The organism is Natrinema marinum, from assembly GCF_024296685.1.
GTDB classification, from domain to species: domain Archaea; phylum Halobacteriota; class Halobacteria; order Halobacteriales; family Natrialbaceae; genus Natrinema; species Natrinema marinum.
In genome coordinates this window covers 3,419,825-3,442,692 of sequence record NZ_CP100763.1, presented here as the reverse complement: position 1 = coordinate 3,442,692, position 22,868 = coordinate 3,419,825, and the positions used below count along the sequence as shown (strand labels likewise).

The window sequence follows — 22,868 nt, the reverse complement described above, 5'->3', positions numbered from 1 at the left end:
TTCGTGCGAGGACCCATAGGCGCACCGCAACCGGACGACGCCGAACGGACCCGGCCCGACGACGCGAGCGGAGCGCGGCGGTCGGCTCGAGTGCTAGCGTTCGACCCGAAGCTCGGTCTTCTCGGCGACCGCCTCGGCCTCCTCGAACTCGCCGCCGCCCAGCAGCCCACGGGTCGCCTTCTTCGCCCACTCGACGGCCGGCTGCTCGAAGGTGTTCACGCCGTAGAGTTCGCCCGCGAGCACGCAGGCGGCTTCCATCCCGTACAACAGCCCGCCGAGTTCGTACTCGTCGACGCGCGCTATCTCGACGCGGACGTTCGGCCGCCCGGCGGCGGCGAGGCTGGCCTCCGTCGCCTCGAACTCGGCCTCGAGCAGTGTCCCCAGCGACGAATCGCCGAGGTACGCCAGTTCCTCGACGTCGGTGGCCGGAATGTCCCGATCGCCACCGCCTCGCGGCGTGACGAAGGTGACGAGCTTGTCCCGCGGGCCGGCCCGGTAGAGCTGCAGTTGCGAGTGCTGATCGGTGACGCCCAGCGCCCGCACCGGCGTCTGGCCGAGGTCGTCCTTGCCGAGGCTCTCGGCCCACAGCTGGGCGAACCACTCCGCCGAGGTCTCGAGCGACTCCGCGTAGGGCATCATCGCGTTGACCCCCGCACCCCGCTGGTCTAACGCGTAGGTCGTCGCGCCGTAGGCGTAGGCCGGACAGTCGAACAGCGAACCCGACAGGGTCTCGGCTTCGGCGGCCGCGCCCTCGAGCAGCGCCTCGAGATCGTGCCCGCAGACCGCGGCGGCGACCATGCCGACCGCCGACAGCGCCGAGAAGCGGCCCGGCACTCCGTCGGGCACCTTGAGCGAGGGCAGGTCGTGGCGGTCAGCCAGTTCGCGCAGCGGACCCGATTCGCCGGTCGTGACGATCGTCCGCTCGGTCCAGTCGACGCCGGCCGACTCGAACGCCTCGCGGACGACGAGGAAGTTCGCCAGCGTCTCCGCCGTCGTCCCCGACCGCGAGACGACGTTGATCGCCGCGTTTTCCAGGGGGAGACGCTCGAGGTGGCGCGTGACCCACTCGGGGTCGACGTTGTCCAGAAAGACGGTCTCCGTGTCGGACTCGAGCGCCTCGACGATCGTCGCCGCGCCGAGCGAACTACCGCCGATCCCGATCGTAATGAGCGCGTCGGCGTCTTCGACCGGCTCGACCGTTTCCCGGATCGCGTCCGGATCGGTGCGCTCGGGGAGGTTCAACGCCTCGTAGCCGTGTTCTCCGTTCGCCATGCCGCGCTCGATGCGCTCGTGGGCGTCGGCTACCTGCGCGTCCAAGCGCTCGAGTGACTCCCTCGAGACACCCGGCGAGGCGACCGAAGCTAGCGCGTTTCCGATGTCAACGTTCATACCTCAGCACGCGCCCGCCTGGGCTAAAGGCGTTCCTGACTGTATCGGCCGAACCTGAATCCGACAGCGCCGTCAAACCGCCGCGTATCGGCACCCCAACTGCCCAGCGCCGGGGTGGGACTGAAAGGGGCTTCCGCTGTCGGCGAACCCGGACGACGCAAGGACCGCAGCCGAACGAAGTGAGGCGAGGACCACAGCGAGTCCCGGGAGTCGACAGCGGAAGGGGCTTTCGCCGTGTTCGTAGTAGTGCGACGATCGGCGGCTCCGGCAGCAACCGGTCGCACGGCAATCGAAAGCCGAAACCCGGAAACCGGTCCCCCGCCTACGAGCGCCCATGACCGACAAGACGGGCACGTTCGTCGTCACGCACGCCGAAGACGAATCGGCCGTCGTCCGCGACGTCGAGACCGCACAGGTCCACACCCTCGCGTCGAACCCCGGCCTCGAGGTCCACGACGTCCTCGAGGCGACCGTCGCGCCGGAACCGCCCCTGGAAGTCGCCTGGGAGGTGATCGACGTCGAGGAGCGGCGCTCGATCGAACTGGTCGATAGCGACCTCGAGCCGACCCAACAGGAACGGGAACTGGCGGCCGACGCCGAGGTCGGCGACCTCGTTCGGGAAGAACGGGCTGGCACCGGCGAGATTCACGTCTTTCGCGTCCCCGACGGAGAGGTGGAACCCGCAGCGCAAGACGTTCTCGAGGACGAGGAAACGATCGCGCGGGCGGCCCGGCTCGAGGCGGTCCGCGTGGAGGTCCGGCGCTCGGCCAACGACGGCGTGTTGAGCGTCCGCTATCTGCCGGACTGAGGCGTCATCCCCGCCGCGGGTCGAACCGATCCGCCAGGGAGACTCGCGATTCTGACGGGCCGGCGAGCGGGCTCGAGAGGCGGTCGAAATGGAGAAGGCTTACTTCGGGCGGCTACAAGTGTCCGGTATATGGCGTATTTCAACGTACCGGAGATCGATTACACCCGGTACAGTAACCGCCAGCTGGCGGCGGTTCCGCTCGCGGTTCTCGCGGTGGCGCTGCTCGTCCTGAGCGGTTCGTTTCTCGCGTATGGGACGCCGGTTCCGCTGGGGATGGACTTCGCCGGGGGGACCGAGTTGACCGTGCAGACGACGACGCCGCAGTCGGAGATTTCGGCGGCGTTCGACGAACAGCCCGAGTCGGTGACCGGAGCGGGCGGTAACGAGTACATCGTCCGGTTCTCCTCGACCGACGCGCAGGATCTGCGAGAGCAGGCCGAACAGAACCTCGCGCAGGACGGGAACGCCGATATCGTCCAACTGACGTCGTCGACGTCAGCGAGTTTCGGCCAGCAGAGCCAGCAGACGGCCCTGATCGGCCTCGTCGTCGCGTTCGTCGGGATGAGCGCCGTCGCATTCCTGCTCTTCCGGACGTTCGTCCCGTCGATCGCGATCGTCATCTCGGCGTTTTCAGACCTGATGATCCCGCTCGCGTTCATGCGGCTGGTCGGCATTCCGCTCTCGCTGGGGACGGTCGCCGGGCTGTTGATGCTGATCGGGTACTCCGTCGACTCGGACATCCTGCTGAACAACCACGTCCTACGACGCAGCGGTGACTTCTACGAGAGCACCCACCGCGCGATGCGCACCGGTGTCACGATGACGGTCACGTCGATGGCCGCCATGCTCGTCATGGGCGTCACGGCGTTTCTCTTCGGCATCGATCTGCTGGCGTCGATCGGGATCATCCTCTTCGTCGGCCTCGCGGCCGACCTGATGAACACCTACATGTTGAACCTGAGCCTGCTTCGCTGGTACAAGTTCGAGGGGATCCGCTCATGAGCCCGATCGAGGCGATCAAAGGCAACTGGCGGGTCCTCCTACTCGCCCTGTTCGTCGCCTTTTCCGCCGTCGCGCTGTTCGTCCCCGGCGGGATCATGGCCGACGACAGCCTCGCCGCCGACAGCGTCGAGCGCGGCCCGACCAACCTCGAGTTCGGCCTCAGCCTCGACGGCGGCACCCGGATCAGGGTCCCCGTCACCGGCATGACCGCCGAAAACATCGCGCCGGGAATCACCGAGGACAACCAGATCAGCCAACAAGAACAACAGCGCCTCGACGAGATCGAGTCGACGCTGTACCAAGAACTCGGCCTCGAGACGGGCAACGCCAGCGTCGACGTGCAAGACGACGGCACCGTCACCGCGGAGGTGTTCACGGGCGACGTGAGCAAAGCCGAGTTCGCCGCGGCGCTGCAAGCCGCGGATGTCGATGCTTCAGAGGACGACATCCGCCCCGGCGTCACCCAGGCAACGCGCGATCAGATGATCGAGACGATCCAGACGAAGATCAACGCGGCCGGACTCTCCGGCGGCACGGTCTACGAGGCCTCGACGGTGAACGACGACCACTACATCGTCGTCGAGGTTCCGAACATGGGTGCCGACGAACTCCGCAATCTGCTCTCCGAGCGCGGGGTCGTCGAGGTCGTCGCTTACTACCCCAACGAGAGCGGGAATCAGACGAACACGACTGTGCTGACCGGCGAGGACATCGCTACGGTGGATCCGCCGGAACAGCCCGAACGAGGAACGGGGTACGTGGTTCCCGTTCAGGTCAACGACCAGGCTGCGCCGCAGTTCCAGCAGCAGATGAACGACCTCGGATTCACCGGCGACGGGATCGGTCGGTGTAACCTCCGCGGCGACGGCGAGACGATCAGCTTCGACCACGAGGGACAACAGTACTGTCTGCTGACGGTCGTCGACGGCGAGGTCGTCGACGCCCACAGCATGGGGCAGACGCTGGCCAATCCGATGCGAAGCGGCGATTGGGCCGAAGATCCGACGTTCCAGATGGGCGCACAGAGCCAGCAGGACGCCCAGTCGCTCTCGGTCAACCTCCGGGCCGGCAGCCTGCGCGCGCCGCTGGACTTCGAGGAGAGCCAGATCTACTCGATCGAGGCCTCCCACGCCGAGCAGTTCAAGCAGTACTCGCTGCTGATCGGCCTGCTCTCCGTTGTCACCGTCAGCGGCGTCGTCTACACCCGCTATACGGACACCCGCGTCGCCCTGCCGATGATCCTCACCGCGATGGCCGAGGTGGTGATCCTGCTCGGCTTCGCCGCGGTGATACGCATGCCGCTGGATCTCTCCCACGTCGCCGGGTTCATCGCCGTCGTCGGGACCGGGGTCGACGACCTCGTGATCATCGCCGACGAGGTGATGGACGAGGGTGACGTCAGCTCCGTCCGCGTCTTCCAGTCGCGATTCCGCAAGGCGTTCTGGGTCATCGGCGGCGCCGCCGCGACGACCGTCGTCGCCCTCTCGCCGCTGGCCGTGTTGAGCCTCGGCGATCTCCGCGGGTTCGCCATCATCACCATCCTCGGCGTTTTCATCGGGGTCCTCGTCACCCGACCCGCCTACGGCGACATCCTGCGGCGGCTGCTGACCGACCGCTAACGTCGTTCGACCGCTTCACTTCCCGTTTCGACAGCGCGGACACCAGTCGACGCGCTCGCCGTCGCCGTGGGCGTCTGCGAAATCGTACGACACGTGGTTCTCACAGGACGTGCAGACCGGCATCGCAATCACTCGCATACGTATCATTCAAATCGACAAGAACGATCGCCCTGCGATCGCAGCCCCCCGGGGACTCGAGCGAGACCGACCGACGAGACGGCGGCGCTCAGTGCCCACCGTGGTCGCCGTGCCCGTCGCTGTCGCCGGCCCGATCGCCGCCGTCATCGCTCCCAGTGTCGCCGCCGAGCGCGCTCGTGACGCGGTCGTTCAATGACGTTAGCTTCTGCCGGACGGCGTCCGGCTTATCCGACGGCGGGTCCGCCAGCGCGGGCTGCCCGTTCGGATCGGGCTCGCCGACGATGACGCTGCCGATCATCCCCGACGTCTCGTGGGGCGTACAGTAGTAGTGGTACACGCCCTCGGTGTCGAACGTGTGCTCGAACGTGCCACCCTGTTCCGAGAGCACGCCGCTGTCCCACGCCGTCGCCCCGTCGGGAGCGAGGTGCGGTTCGCCGTTGTCGGCGTGGTAAGCAGTCGTCGAGTGACTGCCGCTCTCGTTGGTCCACGTGACGGACCCGCCCGTCTCGACCCAGACGACGTGCGGGTCGAAGTGCTGGCCCGAGTCGGTCGACGCCATCGCCACCTCGGCCGTTTCCGACGGCCCCTCGAGTGTCGCGTCGTGACCGTGGCTCTCGTTGCCGCCGTGGGACTCGTTCTGGCTCGATTCGGTGGGGGCGTCGTCCGCATCGTGGCTGTGGCTGCCGGTATCGTCGTGCTCGTCGTCCTCGCTTTGGCCACCCACACAGCCCGCGAGTCCGACTGCGATCGCACCGCTTGCGATTCCGAGCATCGTTCGTCGAGACGGTTGGTCGTTCGTCATCCTCACTCGAGCGATGCCGACCGGCCGATTTTCTTATCCGCCGTTTAGAACAGTACGGCCTCGAGAACCGTCTTAGCTAGCGCATAAGACCCGTCCTCGGGAGTCGGGGCGGGGCGGGTCGAGCCCGCACGGGCAGACGGCCCCCGGGACGACGGTGCTACTCGGACTCGAGGAACGGCGTATTTGCGCCGAGGAAGAGAACGGACGCGATCACGTATCCAGGGTCATGGAGGAGCTGTCTGCTCCTCGGTCGGACCGTCGGCGGCCGTCCCAGCGAATCCGACCGGTCGGTCACTCGAACCGCGCCCTATATTTCGCCGTACACTTCGCCCGTCTTCCCGTCGCCGAGTACGTACACGGTGAACGAACCGGACTTCGTTCCACCCATTCCCGGCGACCCGGCCGGCATCCCGGGCAACGCGATACCGTCGATCGCCGGCTCTTCCTCGAGCATCGTCGCGATCACCCCCACGGGGACGTGTCCTTCGACGACGTACTCGTCGAGAACGAGCGTGTGACAGCTCCGTAGTTCCGCGGGAATGTCGTGTCGATGCTTGAGGGCAGTCACGTCCTCGACCTCCGTTTCCCTGTGCGTCGTGTCGAGGTACTCCCGCAGGTACGACGCGTACTGACTGCAGCAGCTACAGCCCGGCGAACTGAATTGCTGGGCACTCGTCACTGACAGCGTCCCATCGACGGGCCTCTGGTCTTCGCTCGGTGATCCCAGGCAGCCGGCGATCCCGAGCGTGGCTGTCGCCCCGCCGGCCCGGAGGAGTCCTCGTCGCGTCACGTCCCGTGTCATATACCCCTCACTTCGCCAGCAGGGATCTACCGTACGTCGACTATTCCTGCGTATTGGGAACGGACTCGAGCACGGCGGTGAACGCCGGTTTACAAGTACATTATCATTAGAAATTATAAGTTAGAGCATATCCACCGGTGGAGAATCGAGTACACCGTAGCCTTTTGCGCGTACACACCGTACTCGAAGCGACGATGGTAGGCGTCTCTCAACGGTTCTATCGTAGACTTCCGCGTGCTTGCGAAACCCGGTCAGGAATCCCTCCTCGAATTACGAGGAGGATCAGTGACGAACGATGACTCCCATGATAGAGGCACTGTTCTTCGTGGGTTTCGGGTTCCTGGTGGGCATTCTCTTCGGGTTCTTCGGACTGGGCGGGAGCTTCTTCGTTACGCCGGCGCTCCTCGTACTCGGTCATCCTGCCGAAGCTGCTGTGGGCTCTGGTCTCGTGTTCGTCTTCGGGACATCCATCGCCGCGGCTGTCACCCACCGGTCTGCCGGACACATCGATTACACACTCGGGACGCTCCTCATTCTCGGGATGGCAACCGGTATTGAGGCCGGGAGGCGAGCGCTCTTCTGGCTCGCCGCTGAAGGCCTCGCGGACATCGTCATCAGCATCACCTACGTCGTCCTGCTGGCGGTGGGCGGCGTACTCATCCTCCGTCGAGTTCGTCGAGACCGAGCCGTCGATGCCGTCGAACGACGCGCTGTCCCTGTGTTCAAACGATACGCCCTCGGTCGATTGCCTCCTCGAATCAGCCTCCGGTCGGACGTGCGCGTCTCAGTCTGGCTCGTCTTGGGCGTCGGTGTCGGCATCGGTATGCTCTCCGGCTTTCTCGGGGTGGGCGGTGGATTTCTGATGGTTCCGAGCCTCATCTACGGGATCGGTATCTCGAAATCGGTCGCAGTCGGCACCGATATCTTCCAGATCGCCGGGTCAAGCGCGTTCGGATCCGCTCGCTATTTTCAACGAGACGCCGTCCATTTCTCGGTCGTACTCCCGCTACTCGGTGGAAGCGTCTTCGGATCCTACGTTGGCTCGCGTCTCACCGACCTCGTTGACGAGCAGGCACTGATGGGGTACTTCGCGATAGTGTTACTCCTAGACAGCGTCGCGGTAGCGAGCAAGACGATCAGTCACGCCTACGGGATTCAGGTCCTCCACGACCTCAGCATTACGCTCCTCTTCGGGACCGCACTCGTCGTGGCTACGCTCGTCGTCTACCGGGGAGGACGCACCATCTACCGCGATTCAGCTGGATGATCGACCCCTTGCCAGTCATCGGCTCTTTCGGTAGCTCGTGTGACGGGAATGTTCACAGCCGCCGTGGGCCGAGAGTTGCCGTGTGGTGGTATCAGGTTGCGTCCCCCGGCTCGCCCTCGAATTCGAACTCGGCGTGTTGCCACCCGTCGCCACGCCTTGATCCGACTGTCGCACGCGAAGACCGGATCGTGACCGTACTCGCCGAAGAGGAAGTGAGCCGCGAATTCGTGGGGTGCGGTCTCGACCAATCGCGTCCGCGCTCACCTCCCGACAGACCGCCACTATCGCAGATGAGCCGAGAGATAGAGACGGTGCTGCCGGTATCGTTCTTTGTAAGCCTACGATGGAACCGAAACGCAGAAAGCCTAGGCCGGGATTTGAACCCGGGCTCTCGTCCTTACCAAGGACGCGCTTTACCGCTAAGCTACCCAGGCGCGCACTCGTTCGTTGACCGGAGTCGTCTTTATGGGTTTCGATTCGGTCGGGCCGTGCGCCGAGTTGTCTCGGTCCCGTCCCGCGGTCGAACCGTCGGTCAGGGATCGGTCGCCGACGTCGCTCGATCGGTCGGCCCCTCCTCGAGCGAGCGGTCGCGGGCCCGCGCGTCGAGGTCGCCGAGACACTCCGCCGCCGGGGGAAACGAGGCGCCGACGAGATCGGCCAGGTCCTCGGCGACGGCGAGCAGGCGCGGCGAGGGCGTTTCGCCGACGGCGACGGCACCGGTGAGGACGGCGAGTTCGAGCACGTCGCGCTCGAGGTTGGCATCGAGCGCCGCGGGGTCGGCGTCGTCGGCGAGGGCGGTGGATTCGCGGTCGGTCCGGCGGGTCTGGTCGCGGCCGAACGACTGGACGGTTCGGACGGCTTTGCCGGCAGCGTCCGTGCGAGCGAGCAGGTAGAACCCCCGGGCGACGAGGATATCGGCGGCGAGAATCGCGAGGTCGCCGTCGCTGGCGTCGGCCTCGCTGCCCAGCCAGGGTTCGTCGTGTGCGAGCGAGCGGGTGAGCCGCAGTCCTTCGTAGATGAGTTGGACGCCGGCCGCGTGGGTGACGACGCTGTCGGGCTCGGAACCGTGGGGGTCGTCGCCGGAGACGGACTCGCGATCGTCCTCGACGGCGTCGGTCGGCCGTGAGACGTTCTCGAGGTGTCCGTCGGCCGCCATCGCCGCGGCGCTCTCGATGGCGAGCGTGCCGGGGACCATCGACGCCCGGTCGAGAACGGATTCGATGTAATCGTGTAGCTGCGGTGGTTCGACGTCCGCGACGGCCTCGGCGGCGGCGCGCCGACAACTGTCGGCCTTCTCCATTAGCGGGGGGTTACGACGGGGGAGCCAAAGACCTTTGGAAACGCCCGGTCGACTGCTGCCATGATCGACGTTGACACGAACGGCACGGTTCGCACCGTCACGATAGACCGCCCCGAGGCGCGCAACGCGCTCACCGTCGACGGGCTCGAGGCCCTCGAGGCGGCCATCGACGACGCCGACGAGCCCGTGATCTACCTCCGCGGACGCGGGCCGGCCTTCTGTGCAGGCGCGGATCTCAACGAGGTGGCGGCGCTCGAGGGGGACCGCGACCGCGCCGCGGAGTTCGCGCGCCTGGGCCAGCGCGTCGCCCGAACGATCGAGGACTCACCCGCGGTCGTCGTCGCGGGGATCGACGGCCCGGCCCGCGGCGGCGGCCTCGAGCTCGCGTTGGCCTGTGACGTTCGCGTCGGGACGCCCGGATCGACCTACGGCGAGCCGGGGGTCAGCTTCGGCCTGTTCGGTGCTTGGGGCGGCACGGTCCGCCTGCCCCGCGTACTGGGCGAGGGCGACGCCCTCGAGTTCGCCCTCTCGGGGCGGTCGATCGACGCCGAGGAGGCGCTGCGGATGGGACTCATTTCGCGACTCGAAGACGAGCCGCGGGCGGTCGCCGAGGAGATTGCGGACAACGCCGACGACGCGCTCGCAGCCCTCAAGCGCCGAATCAGGGACGACGGCGAACGCGTGACTAAGGAGCGACGCGAGGCCGAAGCCTTCGCCGATCTGGTGGCGGCCCACGTCGACGATATCGACGCGCTGCTCGAGTGAGCGGCGAGACGGCGGCGATCGAACGGCGGGGGAAACGCTTTATTCGATGACACGTACTGAGCGAGTATGCCCGGACCGGTGTTTCTCGATGGCGACCGCGTTACGCTGCGGCCGATCGAGGAGGAAGACATCGAATTCCTCCAGGAGCAGGTCAACGACCCGCAGATCTGGCGAGCGATCGGCCGCTCGAGGCCGATGAACCGCGAACAGGAACGCGAGTTCTTCGAGAACGATGTCTGTGGCGACGACACTGTCGTCCTCATGATCGTCGCCGATTCGACGCCGGTGGGGACGGTGGGGCTCCACTCGTTCGACTGGGAGGCGGGGCGTAGCGAACTCGGGTACTGGATCGCACCCGACCACCAGCGACGGGGCTACGGTACCGACGCGGTCGAACGGATCCTCGAGTACGGCTTCGACCAGCTCGGACTCCACCGGATCGAGGCCCGCGTGTTCGAACTCAACGAGCCCTCGCGAGGGCTGCTCGAGTCAGTCGGGTTCACGCAGGAGGGCGTCCACCGCGATGTCGAGTTCATCGACGGCGCGTATCAGGACGCGTACTGGTACGGACTGCTCGAAGACGAGTGACGAAACGAGCGCCGCGACGCCGATTAGTCCAGCGGCTCCGGTGCCGGCGGCGCGTTCCGTTTGTGTTCGCTGTGCTCGTAGAGGCCGCGGACTTCCTCGACGGTGGCTTCGTCGACCTCGAGCAGGCGAGCGGTCGCGGTGACCGACAGCGGACCGTCGATGTGGGTCGCGAGGATGGAGTCGAGGGTCTCGTAGTCGAGTCCGAGTTCGCCTTCGTCGGTCTGGTCGGCCCACAGCTCTGCGGTGGCGGTCTTGTCGACCAGATCGTCGGGAACGCCCATGTGACGGGCGAGCTGGCGGACCTGTCCCTTGTAGAGGTTGCCGATCGGGTGACAGTCGACGGCGCCGTCGCCGTACTTCGTGAAGTAGCCGACGGCAGCCTCGCTGCGGTTGCCCGTCCCCAGCACCACCCGACCCTCGTGGTTGGCGACCAGATAGTTCATGACCGCCCGAACGCGGGCGCGTGCGTTCCCGACGGCCTCGTGGTCGCCCTCTGCTTCGGGATAGGCCGACAGCAGCGAGTCGATGATCGGCTTGATTTCGATCACGTCGTAGGTGATCCCGAGGTCCTGTGCGACCCGCTCGGCGTCGCTCATGTTGTCCTCGCTGCTGACCGTCGCCGGCAGGACGAGCCCGTGAACGTCATCGGAGCCGAGCGCCTCGACGGCGAGATTGCCGGTCAGCGTGCTGTCGATCCCGCCCGAGAGACCGAGGACAACGCCGTCGGCCCCGGCAGCATCGACCTGCTCGCGAACGAACTGCGTGATGTGGTCGCGCTGGCGCTTCAGTTCTCGCTCCGAAAAACGAAGGTCGATCATGTGATCGTCTAGAGGCGGCCCGACCTAATAGGCATCCCCCAACGGAAAAAGCTGACCGAATGATCGATTTTCGACCGCTCGAGGATCGCTATAGCGTCGCTCGGCCGGGGAAGATCGAGAGAAGGGAGGTCCGGGTGCGAGAATCGAACTGCGCGTCTCAACCTGCACAGGTTGAAGGATAGCCACTACCCCAACCCGGACACTGTCTGTCTCGCCGCAGCTATCGGTACCACGGACGACCCATAATAAGCACTGAGAGTCTGCAGGAATTGCAACTCGAGGCCGGATTTACGGTCGCCGTCGGGACGGGATCGCTCGAGAGCGCTACGTTGAAGTGTGCCGGACGGATACGCTCGAGTGTCGACGTGAGCGCAGTGCGCCGGTGGTGAGCAGTTCCGAAGGAACTGCGATCCTCGGCGCGCGAGGAACGAAGTGACGAAGTGCGCCGATGGTGAGCAAATCCGATGGATTTGCGAACGACGGTGCGAACGAACGCGGTGAGTGCGCGCCGGTGGTCCAGTGGTAGGACTCGAGCTTCCCAAGCTCGCGGCCCGGGTTCAATTCCCGGCCGGCGCATTGCGACGAGAGATAAGTTTCGAGAGCGACGCCGCTGGGAGTCGGTGAAAACGCAACGAAGTGAAAGAGAGCGCGAGCGAAGCTAGTAGATGCCCATCGCTTCGATCTGCTCCTGATAGCGGTTCCGGATGGTGACCTCGGTCACCTGCGCGACGTCGGAGACCTCGCGCTGGGTCTTCTTCTCGTTACAGAGCAGCGAAGCGGCGTAGATCGCGGCGGCGGCGTAGCCCGTGGGCGACTTGCCCGACAGCAGCCCCTGTTCGGTCGTCGTGTCGATGATTTCGTTGGCTTTCGCCTGGACTTCCTCGGAGAGTTCGAGTTCGGAGCAAAAGCGAGGGACGTACTTCTTGGGGTTGACGGGTTCCATCTCGAGGCCGAGTTCCTGGGCGACGTACCGATACGTGCGGCCGATCTCCTTGCGCTCGACGCGGGAGACGGCGGCGACCTCCTCGAGCGAGCGCGGGATGCCCTCCATCCGGCAGGCGGCATAGAGGGTGCTGGTTGCGACGCCCTCGATCGAGCGCCCGCGGATGAGGTCCTCGTCTAACGCGCGCCGGTAGATGACGCAGGCGACCTCGCGGACGGAGCGAGGGATGCCCAGCGAGGAGGCCATCCGGTCGGTCTCGGAGAGGGCGAACTGCAGGTTTCGCTCGCCGGCGTCTTTGGTGCGGATGCGCTCTTGCCACTTGCGCAGGCGGCGCATCTGACTGCGCTTGTCCGAGGAGATCGAGCGGCCGTAGGCGTCCTGATTCTTCCAGTCGATCGATGTCGTCAACCCCTTGTCGTGCATCGTCTGGGTCGTCGGCGCGCCGACGCGGGACTTGTTCTGTCGCTCGGAGTGATTGAACGCGCGCCACTCCGGCCCGTGGTCGATGTTCGTTCCCTCGACGATCAGCCCACACTCGTCGCAGACGAGTTCGCCCTGATCTTCGCTCTTGACGAGCGTCCCGCTCTCACACTCGTCACACGCCCGCTCGCGCGGTTGTTCCTGGGTTTCGTCGGTCGTTTCAGGGGTACGTTCGCGCTGACGGGGTGGGCTTGCCATATCGTGTAGACTACGACGGTGCAAGGACTTAAGGGCTCGCCACAATGGCGGGGGCCTTGAAGCGAGCGAAGGACGCGGCCGAGACCACTGAAACGAGGGGGAAGCGCGTCAGAAATAGCCGAAGAGCGTCCCGGCGAGTACCAGCACCCACATCGCGGTGCCGACGACCAGCATATCGTTGAGCCTCGAGTCACGGGCCGCGCGTTTGGCCGCGCCGCCGGCGATCAGGCCGAGCGCGACGACGACGAGCATCCGCTGGACGACGACCTCGACGGGGAGCGCGTCCACGCCGAGGGTACCGTAATCGATCCAGATGGCGACCGCAAGCGAGCCCGCGGCGACCACAGCGGCGTCGAGCCGTCGCGTGAGCCCGCGCGCGATCAGGTAGGTCGCCGTCGGGATACCGAGGCCGATCACCGGATAGAGCACGGCGGCGATCTGGTGGGGCGTGAGGAACGACGCCTGCCGTTCGAGGAAGATCCCGCCCGCTCGGACGCCGAGCAACAGCGAGACGATGACGGCCGCGAGCAGGAAGTGGCCGGCCTCGAGGCGATCGACGGCGGCGGCGATTCGGCGGCGATCGACATCGGTCAGGTGGTCGTCGATGGCGGCGGCCGTCCGCTGGGAGAACTGGTCGGGATGCTCGGCTTCGCTCGAGGCGCTGGCATCGCGTCTTCGGGCTCGAACACCGACGAGGGTAGGAAGAATAACCATGCCGGCGAGTTCGACGACGGTCGCCCAGCCGTCGGCGTCGGCGGAGTTGCTGTTGTCGAGGTAGATGCGGCTGACATCGTCTTGAACGTCGACCCCCGGATGGGCCATGAAGTCGGACTCGACCTTCCGCTGGGCGGCCTGAGAGCCGTGGACGCGGTGGCGCAGAGTGAACCAGTCGAAGTGTTCCGAGTGGGTCTGCATAGCGACCCAGTCGTCGTCCGCGTTGGGGCTCTCGTAGAGCCGGATGTGGTAGCGCTGGCCGTAGTAGGTGCCGTCCTCGAGCTGGAGCGTCTCGGTCGTCCAGTAGCCGCTCTCGTTGGGACCGGGGTCGACGTAGGCGTAGCGGACGCCGCCGTCGGCTTCACCCCAGTCGAGGTCGGGAAGGCGGCCCCTCGCGGGCTCCGATTCGGTCCGATTGTCGTCGGAAGCGTTGCTGGGTGATCCGTTCGTCGCGTTCGTCGCGTTCGGCAGTGAGTCGTTGTCGGCCGTTCCGTTGTCTGGCCCCGTCTCGTTGCCGGACGCGTTCCCCCCGAAGATAGCGTACGTATCTGGACCCGCGGCTTCCTCGGACTCGTTGAGTTCGGACCAGTCGCCGCCGTCGGCCTCGGTCAGAACCCGCTCGATGTCCGCGACATCGCCACGGACGACGACGTTGATCGGACTCCGCTTTCGGAACTCCTTGCTCGGGCTTAGATACTGCCAGAAGCCGCTCTCGGAGTCCTCGAACGTGACGAGGTCGGGGGCCGGCCTGTCTGTCGTCGCGGAAGTCGGCGCAGCTGATCCCTCGCTCGCGGTCTGCCCGGTCGACAGCGACAGCAACATCGACGGACCGCCGACGAGCACGAACGCGAGGGCGAGCAACACGGCCGCGACGACGAGCGAGCGACGCATCTGCCGGAGGTAGTGATGGGAGACACATCAAACCGTGTGTAACGAATTCGACAGGGCGGCTCGAGGCGGGAGCTACAGCCAAGACAGGCCGAGTGAGCAGTCGGCGCGGCGAACGCGGTCAGACGCTCGGGCCGACGGTGGTGACGGGGACGGGTGCCTCGCGGACGACGCGCTGGGAGACGCTACCGACGACGTTGCGCTCGTACTCGTCGCCGCTGGTGCCCATGACGATCAGGTCGACATCGCCCGTCGCGGCGTAGTCGACGATGCACTCCGCCGGGTGGCCGGTGTCGACCGCGGTCGTCGTCTCGACGCCGCGCTCGGCCGCACGAGTCGCCGCCGCGTCGACCGCCTCGCGGGCGGTCGCCTCGAGGTCGTCGCGGACGCGCTCGACGCGGTCCTCGTCGAGCACGAGGAAGGCGCGGTCGTCGACGACGGAGAGGACGTGGAGGGTCGCGTCTCTGGTGGCCGCGACATCGATGGCGTGCTCGGCGACGGTCGCCGCGTGGTCGCTGCCGTCCGTTGGGAACAGGATCGTCTCGTACATCGCTGTCTAGGTGAGACTCTCGAGCGAACGCAAAAGGGTGTTTGCTCCGTTCTTCACCGATGGGAATTCGGTGGGGCTCGTGCTGGGAGGGGCGGTGCGGCCTAGACGCCAGGAATGCCGAGTACGTCGAGTGTGACGATGCCAACGACTGCGAACAGGTAGATGATCGCGACTGCGACGATCCAAGCGACGAAGCCGATGGCAACGGCCGAGCCCCAGCCGCCAGGGTAGCGCCAGTTGATGATGCCGACCCAGATGACCAGCATGAGCAAGACGCCCAGAATCGGGATCCAGCCGACGAAGTAGCTCGTGACACCCCAGGCGACCGAGCCGATCAACGCGGTCAGCGCCGCGTTTCCGAACCCGGCGTCCTTGTCCAGTACCAACCGCGCACCCGCGAGGATGGCGATCGTCCCCACGAGCAGGCTCAGGACGAAGATCAGGACGGAGTCAGCGACGGCCATGTTAGGGTTTCCAGCTCAGATCTATTTCGATCGTTTCGCGATTCCCCCGTAGCATCGAAGAGCGTTCGACGGTCTCGACCGAGACATCGATGTTGTGGGGCGGGTTGAGCGATACGTTTTTGTTCCCGACACTGACCGAGACCGCCTCACTCTCGGCTTCGAACTCCGCCGCGAGCTCCCGGAGATACGCGGCGACCTCCTCTCGTGGCAGTGTTTCGTCGGCCGTCGTCCGTTGCGCCATGCGGTGGTATGACAGACCTGCCCGCAAAAGTATGGGCAGCGAACGCCCCCACAACTCGCTGTTACCCGATCGAACAGCGCTGTAACGTTCAACTGACCGAGACTACAACGGAAACCGATCTAAAAGAGGTTCGCCTGCTGATAGACCGAGATCCCCTCGCCGGTGATCTCGTAGGGCTTTTTCTCCCGGGAATGGTTCGCGTCGCGGATCTTCTGGATCTCGATCGCCAGTCGGGTCTCCCGGAAGTCGTCCGGCCGGACGTACTGCAGGACGAAGACGGCGTCCGTGAGGTACTCGACGATCCCGTACCGCGAGGCGTAGGGCGTCTCCGGCGAGACCTCGCTCGTCAACAGGGCGGTGACACCGGCCTCTTTTAAGCTCCGGGCGAAGTCGTAGATCTCGTTGCGCCGGCTCGCCCGGTCCTCGTACATCATCTCGAGCAGGGAGACCGAGTCCAGCACGAGCCGAGACGCGCCGAACTCCTCGACGAGCGCGGGGAGTTCGTTGCGGATCGACGCGAGACTGTTCGCCATCTCGATGGGATCGACGTCGACGACCGCGAGCCGGCCGTCGGCGACGTACTCGTCGAAGGCGTAGCCCTTCTCGGTCGCGCTGTTGATCACCCGCTCGCGGCTCTCCTCTAAGGTGATGCAGACGCCGCGTTCGCCCTGCTCGAGGCCGCGGTTGAGAAACTGCAGCCCGAAGGTGGTCTTGCCGGTCCCGGCACTGCCCATCGCGACGATCAGCGAGCGTTCGGGAACGCCGCCCTGGATCATCCGATCGAGCCCGTCGATTCCGAGATCGAGCCGGGGGAGCTCCGAATCGATCTCCTCGTCGAAGTCCGGTTCGTCGCTCCCCAGCACGAAGTCGAGGTCGTCGAACCCCTCCGGATCGGCGGTCGAGACGGCATCGTCACCGCCGGCGTCGACCGCCGGCACGTCGACGTCCTGGAGCGCCGAGCCGAAGTCGTCCTCGAACAGCGACTCGTCGTCGCCGCCGGCCCCGCTGTCGGCGTGTTCACCCTCGTCGTACTCGCCGCCATCGTCGTATTCGTTGTCGTCCCCGTCGATCGAGCCGGTGTCCGTCGGTCCGTCCTCTGCCGCGTCGTCCCCCTCTCCGTCGAGCGCGCGCTCGAACCAGTCCTCGGCGTCGTCACTCACGGCGATCACCCGCGAGCCGCGGTCGACTTTCGCCCTGGGCTCGAGTCCGAGCCGAGCGGCGCCGAGTGCCGCGGCTGTCGACACCGGGGCGACGCGACGAGGGAGTACTCGAGTGGGCGGACGCCATACTGGCTCCCGCGACGGGGCCGTCGCGGAAGTTCACGTGTCCGGAGTCGTTCCAGCCCGATTAACTTTGTTGCCGCCGGCCGGACAAGCGTGGCTTTTTGACGACGGGGCGGGTAACCGCCGACGATGGACGTCGCCGTCGGTATCGTCGCCCAGCGCGACAACGAGCGTGCACAGGACCTCGCCGCGAACCTCGTCGACGCCCTCGAGCGAGCGGGCGCGACCGTCGTCGTCGACGAGGCGACCGGGGCGGCGATCGGGACGGCGGCCGTCCCGGTCGACGCGATGGACGGCCGCGATCTCGTCGTGAGCATCGGCGGCGATGGCACGCTGTTGTTCGTCGCCCGCGAGGTCAGCCCCGCGCCGATCATCGGGGTCAACCTCGGCGAGGTCGGCTTTCTCAACGCCGTTTCCCCCGACGACGCGCTCGGCGTCGTCACCGAGGTCGTCGCGGAACTCGCGGAGACCGGGACCATCGAGGAGCGAGAACTGGCCCGCCTGCAGGCGACGAGCGCCGAGGACGACTGGCGGCTCGAGCCGGCGCTCAACGAAGTCCTCGTCCACGGGCCGCGGCGGGGCCACGGCGGCGGCGCGACGATCGAGGTCCGCGTCGACGGCGAGGAGTACGTCGAGAGCCACGCCGACGGCGTCCTCGTGGCCACGCCGACGGGCTCGACCGCCTACAATCTGAGCGAGGGCGGGCCGCTAGTCCATCCGTCGGCCGACGCTCTCATCGTCACGCAGATGGCCGCATCAGAGGCGATGCCGCCGCTGGTCGTCGAACCCGACGACGAGATCACCCTCTCCGTCTCCGGGACCGACACCGGCTACGCGATCAGCGACGGGCGCAACCGGCGGCGCCTCGAGCCGCCAGCGACGGTGTCGGTCTCGCTCGCGACCGACCCCGTCACGCTCGTCGGCCCGCAGGCGAACTTCTTCGACGGCCTCGACAAACTCGAGTGAGCGTTACGAGTCGCCCTCGACGAGCCGCTCGAGGTGCGCCGGCGGCACCGCGCCGCGGGCAACGTGGCCGTCCGAGACAAACGTGGGAACGCCGGTGACGCCCGTCTGCTGTGCCTCGGCGAAGCGGTCCTCGAGCTCTGCCCGGAGCCCGTCGTCGGCGACCGCGTCGCGGATCTCGTCGGTCGGAAGGCCGACCTCGTCGGCGAGATCGGAGAGCACGTCGACGTCACCGATGTCGCGGCCGTCCTGCCAGAGCGCGGTGTAGATCGCCTCGTCGAACTCCGCCCACTGCTCGGGGTACTCCTGTTTGACGTACCACGAGGCGACCTGCGCGTCGAACGAGTCGACCTCGGTCGCCATTATCTGGGACATCTCGACGCCGTACTCTTCCTGCAGCCGGCGGACGTTCTGCCTGGCCTGTTCGTAGTATCCCTCGTCTTTCCCGTCGTCGACATCGTGATCGATCGAGCCGTCCGAGTTTCGCTTCCCGCGGCGGAGATCGAACGGGTGCCAGTCGATCTCTAGGGGAGCGTCGCGGCTCTCACGGTACTGCTCGAGCGAGCGCGTCCCCAGATAACAGAACGGACAGACGTAGTCGGCGTAGATCGTGATCCGATCGCCGGTCGTCGGCGCGTCGTCGGGGTTGGTGTCAGCGTCGGCCATGACAGCGCTAGGGATCTGCAACGGAAAAGTCGCCGCCAACCGGCAGTCGGATCGGGGAGAGACTCGAGTTGGGATGCGCTGGCGCCTGGGCGGGCCAAGGGTGGGTGTGCAGACGGCCCGAAGACGCGTCGCTAGCTCTCCGAACCGGTGGCCGCCGCGTCGGCACCGTCGTCCGGTTCCGTCACGTCCGGCAGGTTCGGATCCCGGTAGGGGTTGCGGCCGTAGGCCGGCAGGTCGTCCTCGAGTTGCGCTTTCAGGACGCGGCGCAGCCGGTTCAGGCTCGTCGTATCGAGGCCGTAATCGACCGCGAGCCGCTTGAACGTCTCTTCCTCGGTGATGTCGTGGGCCCGATACTGGGCGAACAGCTCCTCCATCCGGTCGGCCGACAGCGCCTGGGCGTCGATGTCGTCGAGTCCGAAGTACTGCTGGCGGTCGACGTCGACGACGTGGCGGATCGCCACCAGCGCTACCTTCTCGATCGCGCGCTGGCTGCCGAACTCGGTCAAGTCGATCTCGTCCATGACGCCCAGCGCCAGATCACGCTGCCACGGCGTCACCTCGAGGGCGTTACACAGCGCCTGCGTCGTTCGCAGCCGGTCTAAGTGGTGAGCGCGCTCGCTGTAGCCCGGCGTCGCCGCGTGCTGTTCGTCGTGGAGGCGGCGCACGCTCTCGGAGAGGTCCGCGTCGGGCGACGCCGCGCGGCCGATGACCGTCGCGCTCGGCGTGACGACGCCCCAGCGACGGACGGTCGAATCGCGCTGGACGTCCGCCCGCGAGAGCGAGCCGGAACCGGGCCGCGTCTCGAGGCGTCGCTCGGGTTCGGGGTCGTACTCGACGCCGTCCGCGGGGGTCGCATCCGCCATCGAGGAGCGACCGGGGTCGGCACCGTCGTCTTGCATCGTCTGTCGCTCGGAGAGGGAGCGTGAAAAAGGCTCGCTCCATACACGACACGTTTCACTCGGTCTGACAAGCTTTCTAACAGGTATCGGAGTGCGCTCGAGCGACGGTCGAAGCGGTAGCTCTCCAGTTGGAGATCGGTCCGCGAAAAGCCCTTCGTAGCTTCACCTTGTGACCAGAAGCACTTAAACGACCACGGGTGCTCGAGCGCGAGCGGCTATCGGACGGCCGCAATCAGGTCGTCGACGAACGCGTCCAGCCGCGCCGTGTCGGGACCGGCGCGGGCGTGGACGGAGGGATCGATCGCTCGGGGTGGCTGTGCGAACTCGCGGCCGACGGCATCGCCGATCTCGACCGCCCCGTCGCCCGCTCGTTTGCGCTCGAGCAGGGCTCGAGCCGCGTCGATCCGCTCGGCGTCGAACACGGCGGGGGCCTGCTCGCGCAGGAACCGGTCGAACGCGAGCGCGGGCAGGTCGTGGTCGCCGCGGTCCCCGGTCGCTTTGAGGTAGCGCGCGGACATGGCCGCGCGGTAGATCGTGAGATTCCGTTTGACGGTCGGCTTCGTCTGCGTTTCCGCGAACCGCTCGTCGTCGGCCGCGACCGTCGTCGTGCCGTCGTCGGTCTCGACGACGTACGAATCGTCGTCCGTCTCGAGGATCGGGAAAGTCTCGTCGTCGTTCCGGACTAGGTGGTGGGAGATGTACTTCCGATAGTTGCTCGTCGCGATCCCGCGCCACGCGTGATAGAGGTCGATGGGGTTGTACGTCCGTTCGACGTACGTTGCGAGATCGGCGGGATCGTACGCGGCACGGTATCTGATCGGGCTGCGCAGCAGGTCGATCGCACCGTCGTTCGAGTCGGCGAGCAGGCCCGCGAACGTCCGCACGTCCCAGCCCTGATACTCGAACTCGCCGCGGTCCGCGACGATGGTCTCGGGCGGCTCCTCGAGGTGGGCGTACCGGCGCAGGTCAGTCGGCACGAAGACGAACCCCACGTCGTAGTCGCTGTCGGGGCTCGCCGCGCCCCAGGCGCGGCTGCCGCGGGCGACCGCCAGGGCGACTGCCACGTCGTGCTCGCGCTCGAGGTCCGTCAGGTGATCGTCGACGGTCTCACGCACGGAGTTCGACACGGCGGTCATAGCTGAGGCTCGAGGAATTGAGCGAAACCCGAGAAGGCCGGGTGACGAATGCCCTTCGTAGCTTCACCTTGTGACCAGAGGCACTTAAAGGACGCCGGGTACCGAGTTCGGGCCGGGCTCGAGTCGTTCGCGTGAGTGGCGGCGATCGATCGCGGCGCAGTCGCTCGCCATCTGGTCGCTCGAGACAGTAGAGATCGACGAGTTCCCGTCATAGCTTCGGCTTGTGACCAGAGACACTTAAAGAAACGACGGCTCGAGCGGGGCCGCGGTCGGGGAGACCGAGTCACTGCAAGCGACTCCCGGTTCCGAAAGGTTGAATCGCCCGCTACCCTGAATGCGGCCAATGAGTCATCAGCTGCCGGACGTGCAGGCGACGTCGCCCGACGTCACCGTGGGTCTGAGCCAGGTCGGCGTCACCGGCGTCGACAAACTCGTCAAGCTCGCCCGCGAGGGGAAGCGACCGATCGTCCTCACCGCCGAGTTCGAGGTCTTCGTCGATCTGCCCGCCTGGCGCAAGGGCGCGGACATGAGCCGCAACATGGAGGTCATCGACGAGATCCTGGAGGACGCGACCCGAGAGGAGGCCTACAGCGTCGAGGAGGTCTGCGGGGAGGCCGCCGAACGCCTGCTCGAGAAACACGACTACACCTCCAAGGCGGAAGTCTCGATGGAGGCGGAGTTCATGCGCCGCGAGCAGACGCCCGCCAGCGACCGCGAGACCCAACACATGGTCGACATCGTCGCGTCGGCAACGGCGACCGAAGAGGGCACCCGCGAGGAGATCGGCGCGCAGGTCACCGGCATGACCGTCTGTCCCTGCTCGCAGGGGATGTCAACCGCCCGCGCGAAGCAGACCCTCGAGGATCTGGGCGTCGAGGAGGAGACGATCACGGAGTTCTTAGAGGAGGTCCCACAGCCGGGTCACTCCCAGCGCGGCCACGCGACGCTGACCGTCGAAGCCAACGGCGATCCGTCGGTCGATCTGAACGACATCATCGACATCGCGCGGGACTCGATGAGCGCGCGGATCTACAACCTCGCGAAGCGACCCGACGAGGACCACATGACCTACGAGGCCCACGCCGACGCGAAGTTCGTCGAGGACTGCGTGCGCGCGTTAGCCGAGGGCGTCGTCGACGAGTTCGACCACCTGGCCGACGACGCGGTGATCACGATGAGCCAGTCTAACGACGAGTCGATCCACCAGCACAACGCCCACGCCGAGCGCGTCGTCGAGATGGGGACGCTCCGCGAGGAGATCGAGCCTTAGAACTCGAGCGGGCTGGCTTCCTCCCAGCGCGGGGCGAACTCCTCGTGGACGTTCGCGGTGAACTCCGGGTCCTTGAGATCGATCATCCCGAAGGCGTCGCCCGACGAGAGCGGGTTGGGCACCTGAATGCAGATCTCGACGCCGTCGATGATGTTGAACGATCCGGTGATGTCGTCGTTCGTCCGCACGTTGAAGTCGTCGCGCTGCTGCAGGACCTCTCGGTAGCGCTTCCCCACGTCCTCGGACATCGAGGCGACCATCTCGCGAGTCATCAGGAGGTCGACCGAGACGCCCCGGTCGAGGGCGCTCTCGAGTTGCGTGTTGACCTCCTCGCTGACGGACTCCATATCCCACTGGTAGGACGGATCGGCCGAAACCATCACGATGTCGCGGTCGGCGGCCGCGAGCCGCTCTAAGAGGAGGTCGATCGTCTCCTCGGGGCCGACGGCGGCAGTCCAGAACTGCTCTTCGACCGGTTCTGCCGCGTCGAGTTCGTCGGCCAGATCGTCGACGATCGACTCGTACTGGTCGGCTTTTTCCTCGAGTTCGCGTTTCTTGTCCTCGAGCAACCGATCCAGAGCCGTCGAGGGCTCGACGGCGACGTACTTCTTCGGCCGGCTCGCGGTCTGGCTCCGGACGAGGTTGTACTGTTCGATGCTGTTTAGCACGTCGTAGATCCGCCCCATCGGTACGTCGCTCGCCCGTGACAACTCTTTGGCCGTTGTGGGGCCGGTGTTGAGGAGCGAACGGTAGGCTCGAGCTTCGTACTCGGAGAGCCCGAGATCCCTGAGACTGGCCATGTTGGGAACACACCCACTGAAGAAACATAAACGCTGTGGTAGTTTGGGCCGATATCGTCGTCGGCCGGTTCGGGC

24 protein-coding genes and 2 tRNA genes are annotated in these 22,868 nt (G+C 66.3%); 9 read left to right on the top strand and 17 right to left on the bottom strand.

The window, feature by feature from the left end; translation table 11 throughout:
* Positions 1-93 precede the first annotated feature (93 nt).
* Positions 94-1,389, bottom strand: coding sequence for a glucose-6-phosphate isomerase (locus NKH51_RS16970; protein ID WP_254762850.1), 1,296 nt, complete (start codon positions 1,387-1,389; stop codon positions 94-96).
* A 334-nt stretch (positions 1,390-1,723) separates the two neighbouring features.
* Between NKH51_RS16970 and NKH51_RS16965 the strand changes: the two genes are divergently transcribed.
* From NKH51_RS16965 to NKH51_RS16955, 3 genes are all read left to right on the top strand, one after another.
* Positions 1,724-2,197, top strand: coding sequence for a DUF5812 family protein (locus NKH51_RS16965; RefSeq protein WP_254762849.1), 474 nt, complete (start codon positions 1,724-1,726; stop codon positions 2,195-2,197).
* A 129-nt stretch (positions 2,198-2,326) separates the two neighbouring features.
* Complete coding sequence (gene secF / locus NKH51_RS16960) at positions 2,327-3,199, top strand: protein translocase subunit SecF (protein ID WP_254762848.1); 873 nt, start codon at positions 2,327-2,329, stop codon at positions 3,197-3,199.
* Positions 3,196-4,818 carry a preprotein translocase subunit SecD gene (locus NKH51_RS16955; RefSeq protein ID WP_254762847.1) on the top strand — a complete coding sequence of 541 codons (1,623 nt, stop codon included), beginning with the start codon at positions 3,196-3,198 and terminating at the stop codon, positions 4,816-4,818. The genes secF and NKH51_RS16955 overlap by 4 nt, the downstream gene beginning before the upstream one ends.
* Before the next feature lie 15 nt (positions 4,819-4,833).
* Here the strand turns inward: NKH51_RS16955 and NKH51_RS18955 are convergent, their stop codons facing one another.
* The 3 genes from NKH51_RS18955 to NKH51_RS16945 all read right to left on the bottom strand — a co-directional run bounded on the left by NKH51_RS18955 (position 4,834) and on the right by NKH51_RS16945 (position 6,560).
* A complete protein-coding gene (locus NKH51_RS18955; RefSeq protein WP_425606676.1) occupies positions 4,834-4,941 on the bottom strand; it encodes a DUF7563 family protein in 108 nt (35 codons plus the stop codon).
* 103 nt (positions 4,942-5,044) lie between these two features.
* Positions 5,045-5,728 (bottom strand): cupredoxin domain-containing protein, encoded by a 684-nt coding sequence (locus NKH51_RS16950; protein ID WP_254762846.1) that lies wholly within the window; start codon positions 5,726-5,728, stop codon positions 5,045-5,047.
* A gap of 337 nt (positions 5,729-6,065) precedes the next feature.
* A complete protein-coding gene (locus NKH51_RS16945) occupies positions 6,066-6,560 on the bottom strand; it encodes a DUF411 domain-containing protein (RefSeq protein ID WP_254762845.1) in 495 nt (164 codons plus the stop codon).
* A gap of 304 nt (positions 6,561-6,864) precedes the next feature.
* Here NKH51_RS16945 and NKH51_RS16940 point away from each other — a divergent pair, with 304 nt between their 5' ends.
* On the top strand, positions 6,865-7,827 hold the full coding sequence (locus NKH51_RS16940; RefSeq protein ID WP_254762844.1) for a sulfite exporter TauE/SafE family protein: 963 nt from the start codon (positions 6,865-6,867) through the stop codon (positions 7,825-7,827).
* A 362-nt stretch (positions 7,828-8,189) separates the two neighbouring features.
* On the opposite strand, the gene NKH51_RS16935 is transcribed toward NKH51_RS16940, so the two are convergent.
* Positions 8,190-8,261 (bottom strand) — tRNA-Thr (locus NKH51_RS16935).
* A gap of 98 nt (positions 8,262-8,359) precedes the next feature.
* On the bottom strand, positions 8,360-9,127 hold the full coding sequence (locus NKH51_RS16930) for a DUF7114 family protein (RefSeq protein ID WP_254762843.1): 768 nt from the start codon (positions 9,125-9,127) through the stop codon (positions 8,360-8,362).
* 60 nt (positions 9,128-9,187) lie between these two features.
* Here NKH51_RS16930 and NKH51_RS16925 point away from each other — a divergent pair, with 60 nt between their 5' ends.
* Together NKH51_RS16925 and NKH51_RS16920 are read left to right on the top strand one after the other, a co-directional pair.
* Positions 9,188-9,892, top strand: coding sequence for an enoyl-CoA hydratase/isomerase family protein (locus tag NKH51_RS16925; RefSeq protein ID WP_254762842.1), 705 nt, complete (start codon positions 9,188-9,190; stop codon positions 9,890-9,892).
* Between the two features lie 66 nt (positions 9,893-9,958).
* Complete coding sequence (locus NKH51_RS16920) at positions 9,959-10,480, top strand: GNAT family N-acetyltransferase (protein ID WP_254762841.1); 522 nt, start codon at positions 9,959-9,961, stop codon at positions 10,478-10,480.
* Positions 10,481-10,503: 23 nt separating this feature from the next.
* Here the strand turns inward: NKH51_RS16920 and NKH51_RS16915 are convergent, their stop codons facing one another.
* Complete coding sequence (locus tag NKH51_RS16915; RefSeq protein WP_254762840.1) at positions 10,504-11,298, bottom strand: NAD+ synthase; 795 nt, start codon at positions 11,296-11,298, stop codon at positions 10,504-10,506.
* A gap of 505 nt (positions 11,299-11,803) precedes the next feature.
* On the opposite strand from NKH51_RS16915, the gene NKH51_RS16910 reads away from it, so the two are divergent.
* Positions 11,804-11,874, top strand: a tRNA-Gly gene (locus NKH51_RS16910).
* Between the two features lie 82 nt (positions 11,875-11,956).
* Here NKH51_RS16910 and NKH51_RS16905 read toward each other — a convergent pair.
* The 6 genes from NKH51_RS16905 to NKH51_RS16880 form a co-directional block, all read right to left on the bottom strand.
* Positions 11,957-12,919 (bottom strand): transcription initiation factor IIB, encoded by a 963-nt coding sequence (locus NKH51_RS16905; RefSeq protein ID WP_254762839.1) that lies wholly within the window; start codon positions 12,917-12,919, stop codon positions 11,957-11,959.
* A gap of 108 nt (positions 12,920-13,027) precedes the next feature.
* Entirely contained in the window at positions 13,028-14,524 is a 1,497-nt protein-coding gene (locus NKH51_RS16900; protein WP_254762838.1) for a hypothetical protein, read from the bottom strand.
* Between the two features lie 118 nt (positions 14,525-14,642).
* Positions 14,643-15,071, bottom strand: coding sequence for a universal stress protein (locus tag NKH51_RS16895; protein WP_254762837.1), 429 nt, complete (start codon positions 15,069-15,071; stop codon positions 14,643-14,645).
* A 101-nt stretch (positions 15,072-15,172) separates the two neighbouring features.
* Entirely contained in the window at positions 15,173-15,535 is a 363-nt protein-coding gene (locus tag NKH51_RS16890) for a hypothetical protein (RefSeq protein WP_254762836.1), read from the bottom strand.
* A 1-nt stretch (position 15,536) separates the two neighbouring features.
* Positions 15,537-15,776 (bottom strand): amphi-Trp domain-containing protein, encoded by a 240-nt coding sequence (locus NKH51_RS16885; RefSeq protein ID WP_254762835.1) that lies wholly within the window; start codon positions 15,774-15,776, stop codon positions 15,537-15,539.
* A gap of 119 nt (positions 15,777-15,895) precedes the next feature.
* Positions 15,896-16,945: a KaiC domain-containing protein gene (locus tag NKH51_RS16880; RefSeq protein ID WP_254765172.1), complete on the bottom strand. Its 1,050-nt coding sequence runs from the start codon at positions 16,943-16,945 to the stop codon at positions 15,896-15,898.
* A 243-nt stretch (positions 16,946-17,188) separates the two neighbouring features.
* Between NKH51_RS16880 and NKH51_RS16875 the strand changes: the two genes are divergently transcribed.
* A complete protein-coding gene (locus NKH51_RS16875) occupies positions 17,189-18,025 on the top strand; it encodes an NAD(+)/NADH kinase (protein WP_254762834.1) in 837 nt (278 codons plus the stop codon).
* Positions 18,026-18,028: 3 nt separating this feature from the next.
* On the opposite strand, the gene NKH51_RS16870 is transcribed toward NKH51_RS16875, so the two are convergent.
* The 3 genes from NKH51_RS16870 to NKH51_RS16860 all read right to left on the bottom strand — a co-directional run bounded on the left by NKH51_RS16870 (position 18,029) and on the right by NKH51_RS16860 (position 20,723).
* Positions 18,029-18,688, bottom strand: a complete 660-nt coding sequence (locus NKH51_RS16870) for a DsbA family oxidoreductase (RefSeq protein WP_254762833.1) — start codon at positions 18,686-18,688, stop codon at positions 18,029-18,031.
* Positions 18,689-18,819: 131 nt separating this feature from the next.
* Positions 18,820-19,587: a DNA-directed RNA polymerase subunit epsilon gene (locus tag NKH51_RS16865; RefSeq protein WP_254762832.1), complete on the bottom strand. Its 768-nt coding sequence runs from the start codon at positions 19,585-19,587 to the stop codon at positions 18,820-18,822.
* A gap of 215 nt (positions 19,588-19,802) precedes the next feature.
* Complete coding sequence (locus NKH51_RS16860; RefSeq protein WP_254762831.1) at positions 19,803-20,723, bottom strand: nucleotidyltransferase domain-containing protein; 921 nt, start codon at positions 20,721-20,723, stop codon at positions 19,803-19,805.
* A gap of 343 nt (positions 20,724-21,066) precedes the next feature.
* On the opposite strand from NKH51_RS16860, the gene mptA reads away from it, so the two are divergent.
* The gene (gene mptA, locus NKH51_RS16855; RefSeq protein WP_254762830.1) at positions 21,067-21,993 is read left to right on the top strand and encodes a GTP cyclohydrolase MptA; all 927 of its coding nucleotides are present in this window, start codon (positions 21,067-21,069) and stop codon (positions 21,991-21,993) included.
* On the opposite strand, the gene NKH51_RS16850 is transcribed toward mptA, so the two are convergent.
* The gene (locus NKH51_RS16850; RefSeq protein WP_254762829.1) at positions 21,990-22,793 is read right to left on the bottom strand and encodes a TrmB family transcriptional regulator; all 804 of its coding nucleotides are present in this window, start codon (positions 22,791-22,793) and stop codon (positions 21,990-21,992) included. The genes mptA and NKH51_RS16850 overlap by 4 nt on opposite strands.
* Positions 22,794-22,868: the final 75 nt, after the last annotated feature.

Coding starts and splice junctions, on each gene's coding strand:
- NKH51_RS16970 (WP_254762850.1), bottom strand. CDS start 1,389: ATGAACGTTGACATCGGAAACGCGCTAGCTTCGGTCGCCTCGCCGGGT.
- NKH51_RS16965 (WP_254762849.1), top strand. CDS start 1,724: ATGACCGACAAGACGGGCACGTTCGTCGTCACGCACGCCGAAGACGAA.
- secF (WP_254762848.1), top strand. CDS start 2,327: ATGGCGTATTTCAACGTACCGGAGATCGATTACACCCGGTACAGTAAC.
- NKH51_RS16955 (WP_254762847.1), top strand. CDS start 3,196: ATGAGCCCGATCGAGGCGATCAAAGGCAACTGGCGGGTCCTCCTACTC.
- NKH51_RS18955 (WP_425606676.1), bottom strand. CDS start 4,941: ATGCCGGTCTGCACGTCCTGTGAGAACCACGTGTCGTACGATTTCGCA.
- NKH51_RS16950 (WP_254762846.1), bottom strand. CDS start 5,728: ATGCTCGGAATCGCAAGCGGTGCGATCGCAGTCGGACTCGCGGGCTGT.
- NKH51_RS16945 (WP_254762845.1), bottom strand. CDS start 6,560: ATGACACGGGACGTGACGCGACGAGGACTCCTCCGGGCCGGCGGGGCG.
- NKH51_RS16940 (WP_254762844.1), top strand. CDS start 6,865: ATGATAGAGGCACTGTTCTTCGTGGGTTTCGGGTTCCTGGTGGGCATT.
- NKH51_RS16930 (WP_254762843.1), bottom strand. CDS start 9,127: ATGGAGAAGGCCGACAGTTGTCGGCGCGCCGCCGCCGAGGCCGTCGCG.
- NKH51_RS16925 (WP_254762842.1), top strand. CDS start 9,188: ATGATCGACGTTGACACGAACGGCACGGTTCGCACCGTCACGATAGAC.
- NKH51_RS16920 (WP_254762841.1), top strand. CDS start 9,959: ATGCCCGGACCGGTGTTTCTCGATGGCGACCGCGTTACGCTGCGGCCG.
- NKH51_RS16915 (WP_254762840.1), bottom strand. CDS start 11,298: ATGATCGACCTTCGTTTTTCGGAGCGAGAACTGAAGCGCCAGCGCGAC.
- NKH51_RS16905 (WP_254762839.1), bottom strand. CDS start 12,919: ATGGCAAGCCCACCCCGTCAGCGCGAACGTACCCCTGAAACGACCGAC.
- NKH51_RS16900 (WP_254762838.1), bottom strand. CDS start 14,524: ATGCGTCGCTCGCTCGTCGTCGCGGCCGTGTTGCTCGCCCTCGCGTTC.
- NKH51_RS16895 (WP_254762837.1), bottom strand. CDS start 15,071: ATGTACGAGACGATCCTGTTCCCAACGGACGGCAGCGACCACGCGGCG.
- NKH51_RS16890 (WP_254762836.1), bottom strand. CDS start 15,535: ATGGCCGTCGCTGACTCCGTCCTGATCTTCGTCCTGAGCCTGCTCGTG.
- NKH51_RS16885 (WP_254762835.1), bottom strand. CDS start 15,776: ATGGCGCAACGGACGACGGCCGACGAAACACTGCCACGAGAGGAGGTC.
- NKH51_RS16875 (WP_254762834.1), top strand. CDS start 17,189: ATGGACGTCGCCGTCGGTATCGTCGCCCAGCGCGACAACGAGCGTGCA.
- NKH51_RS16870 (WP_254762833.1), bottom strand. CDS start 18,688: ATGGCCGACGCTGACACCAACCCCGACGACGCGCCGACGACCGGCGAT.
- NKH51_RS16865 (WP_254762832.1), bottom strand. CDS start 19,587: ATGCAAGACGACGGTGCCGACCCCGGTCGCTCCTCGATGGCGGATGCG.
- NKH51_RS16860 (WP_254762831.1), bottom strand. CDS start 20,723: ATGACCGCCGTGTCGAACTCCGTGCGTGAGACCGTCGACGATCACCTG.
- mptA (WP_254762830.1), top strand. CDS start 21,067: ATGAGTCATCAGCTGCCGGACGTGCAGGCGACGTCGCCCGACGTCACC.
- NKH51_RS16850 (WP_254762829.1), bottom strand. CDS start 22,793: ATGGCCAGTCTCAGGGATCTCGGGCTCTCCGAGTACGAAGCTCGAGCC.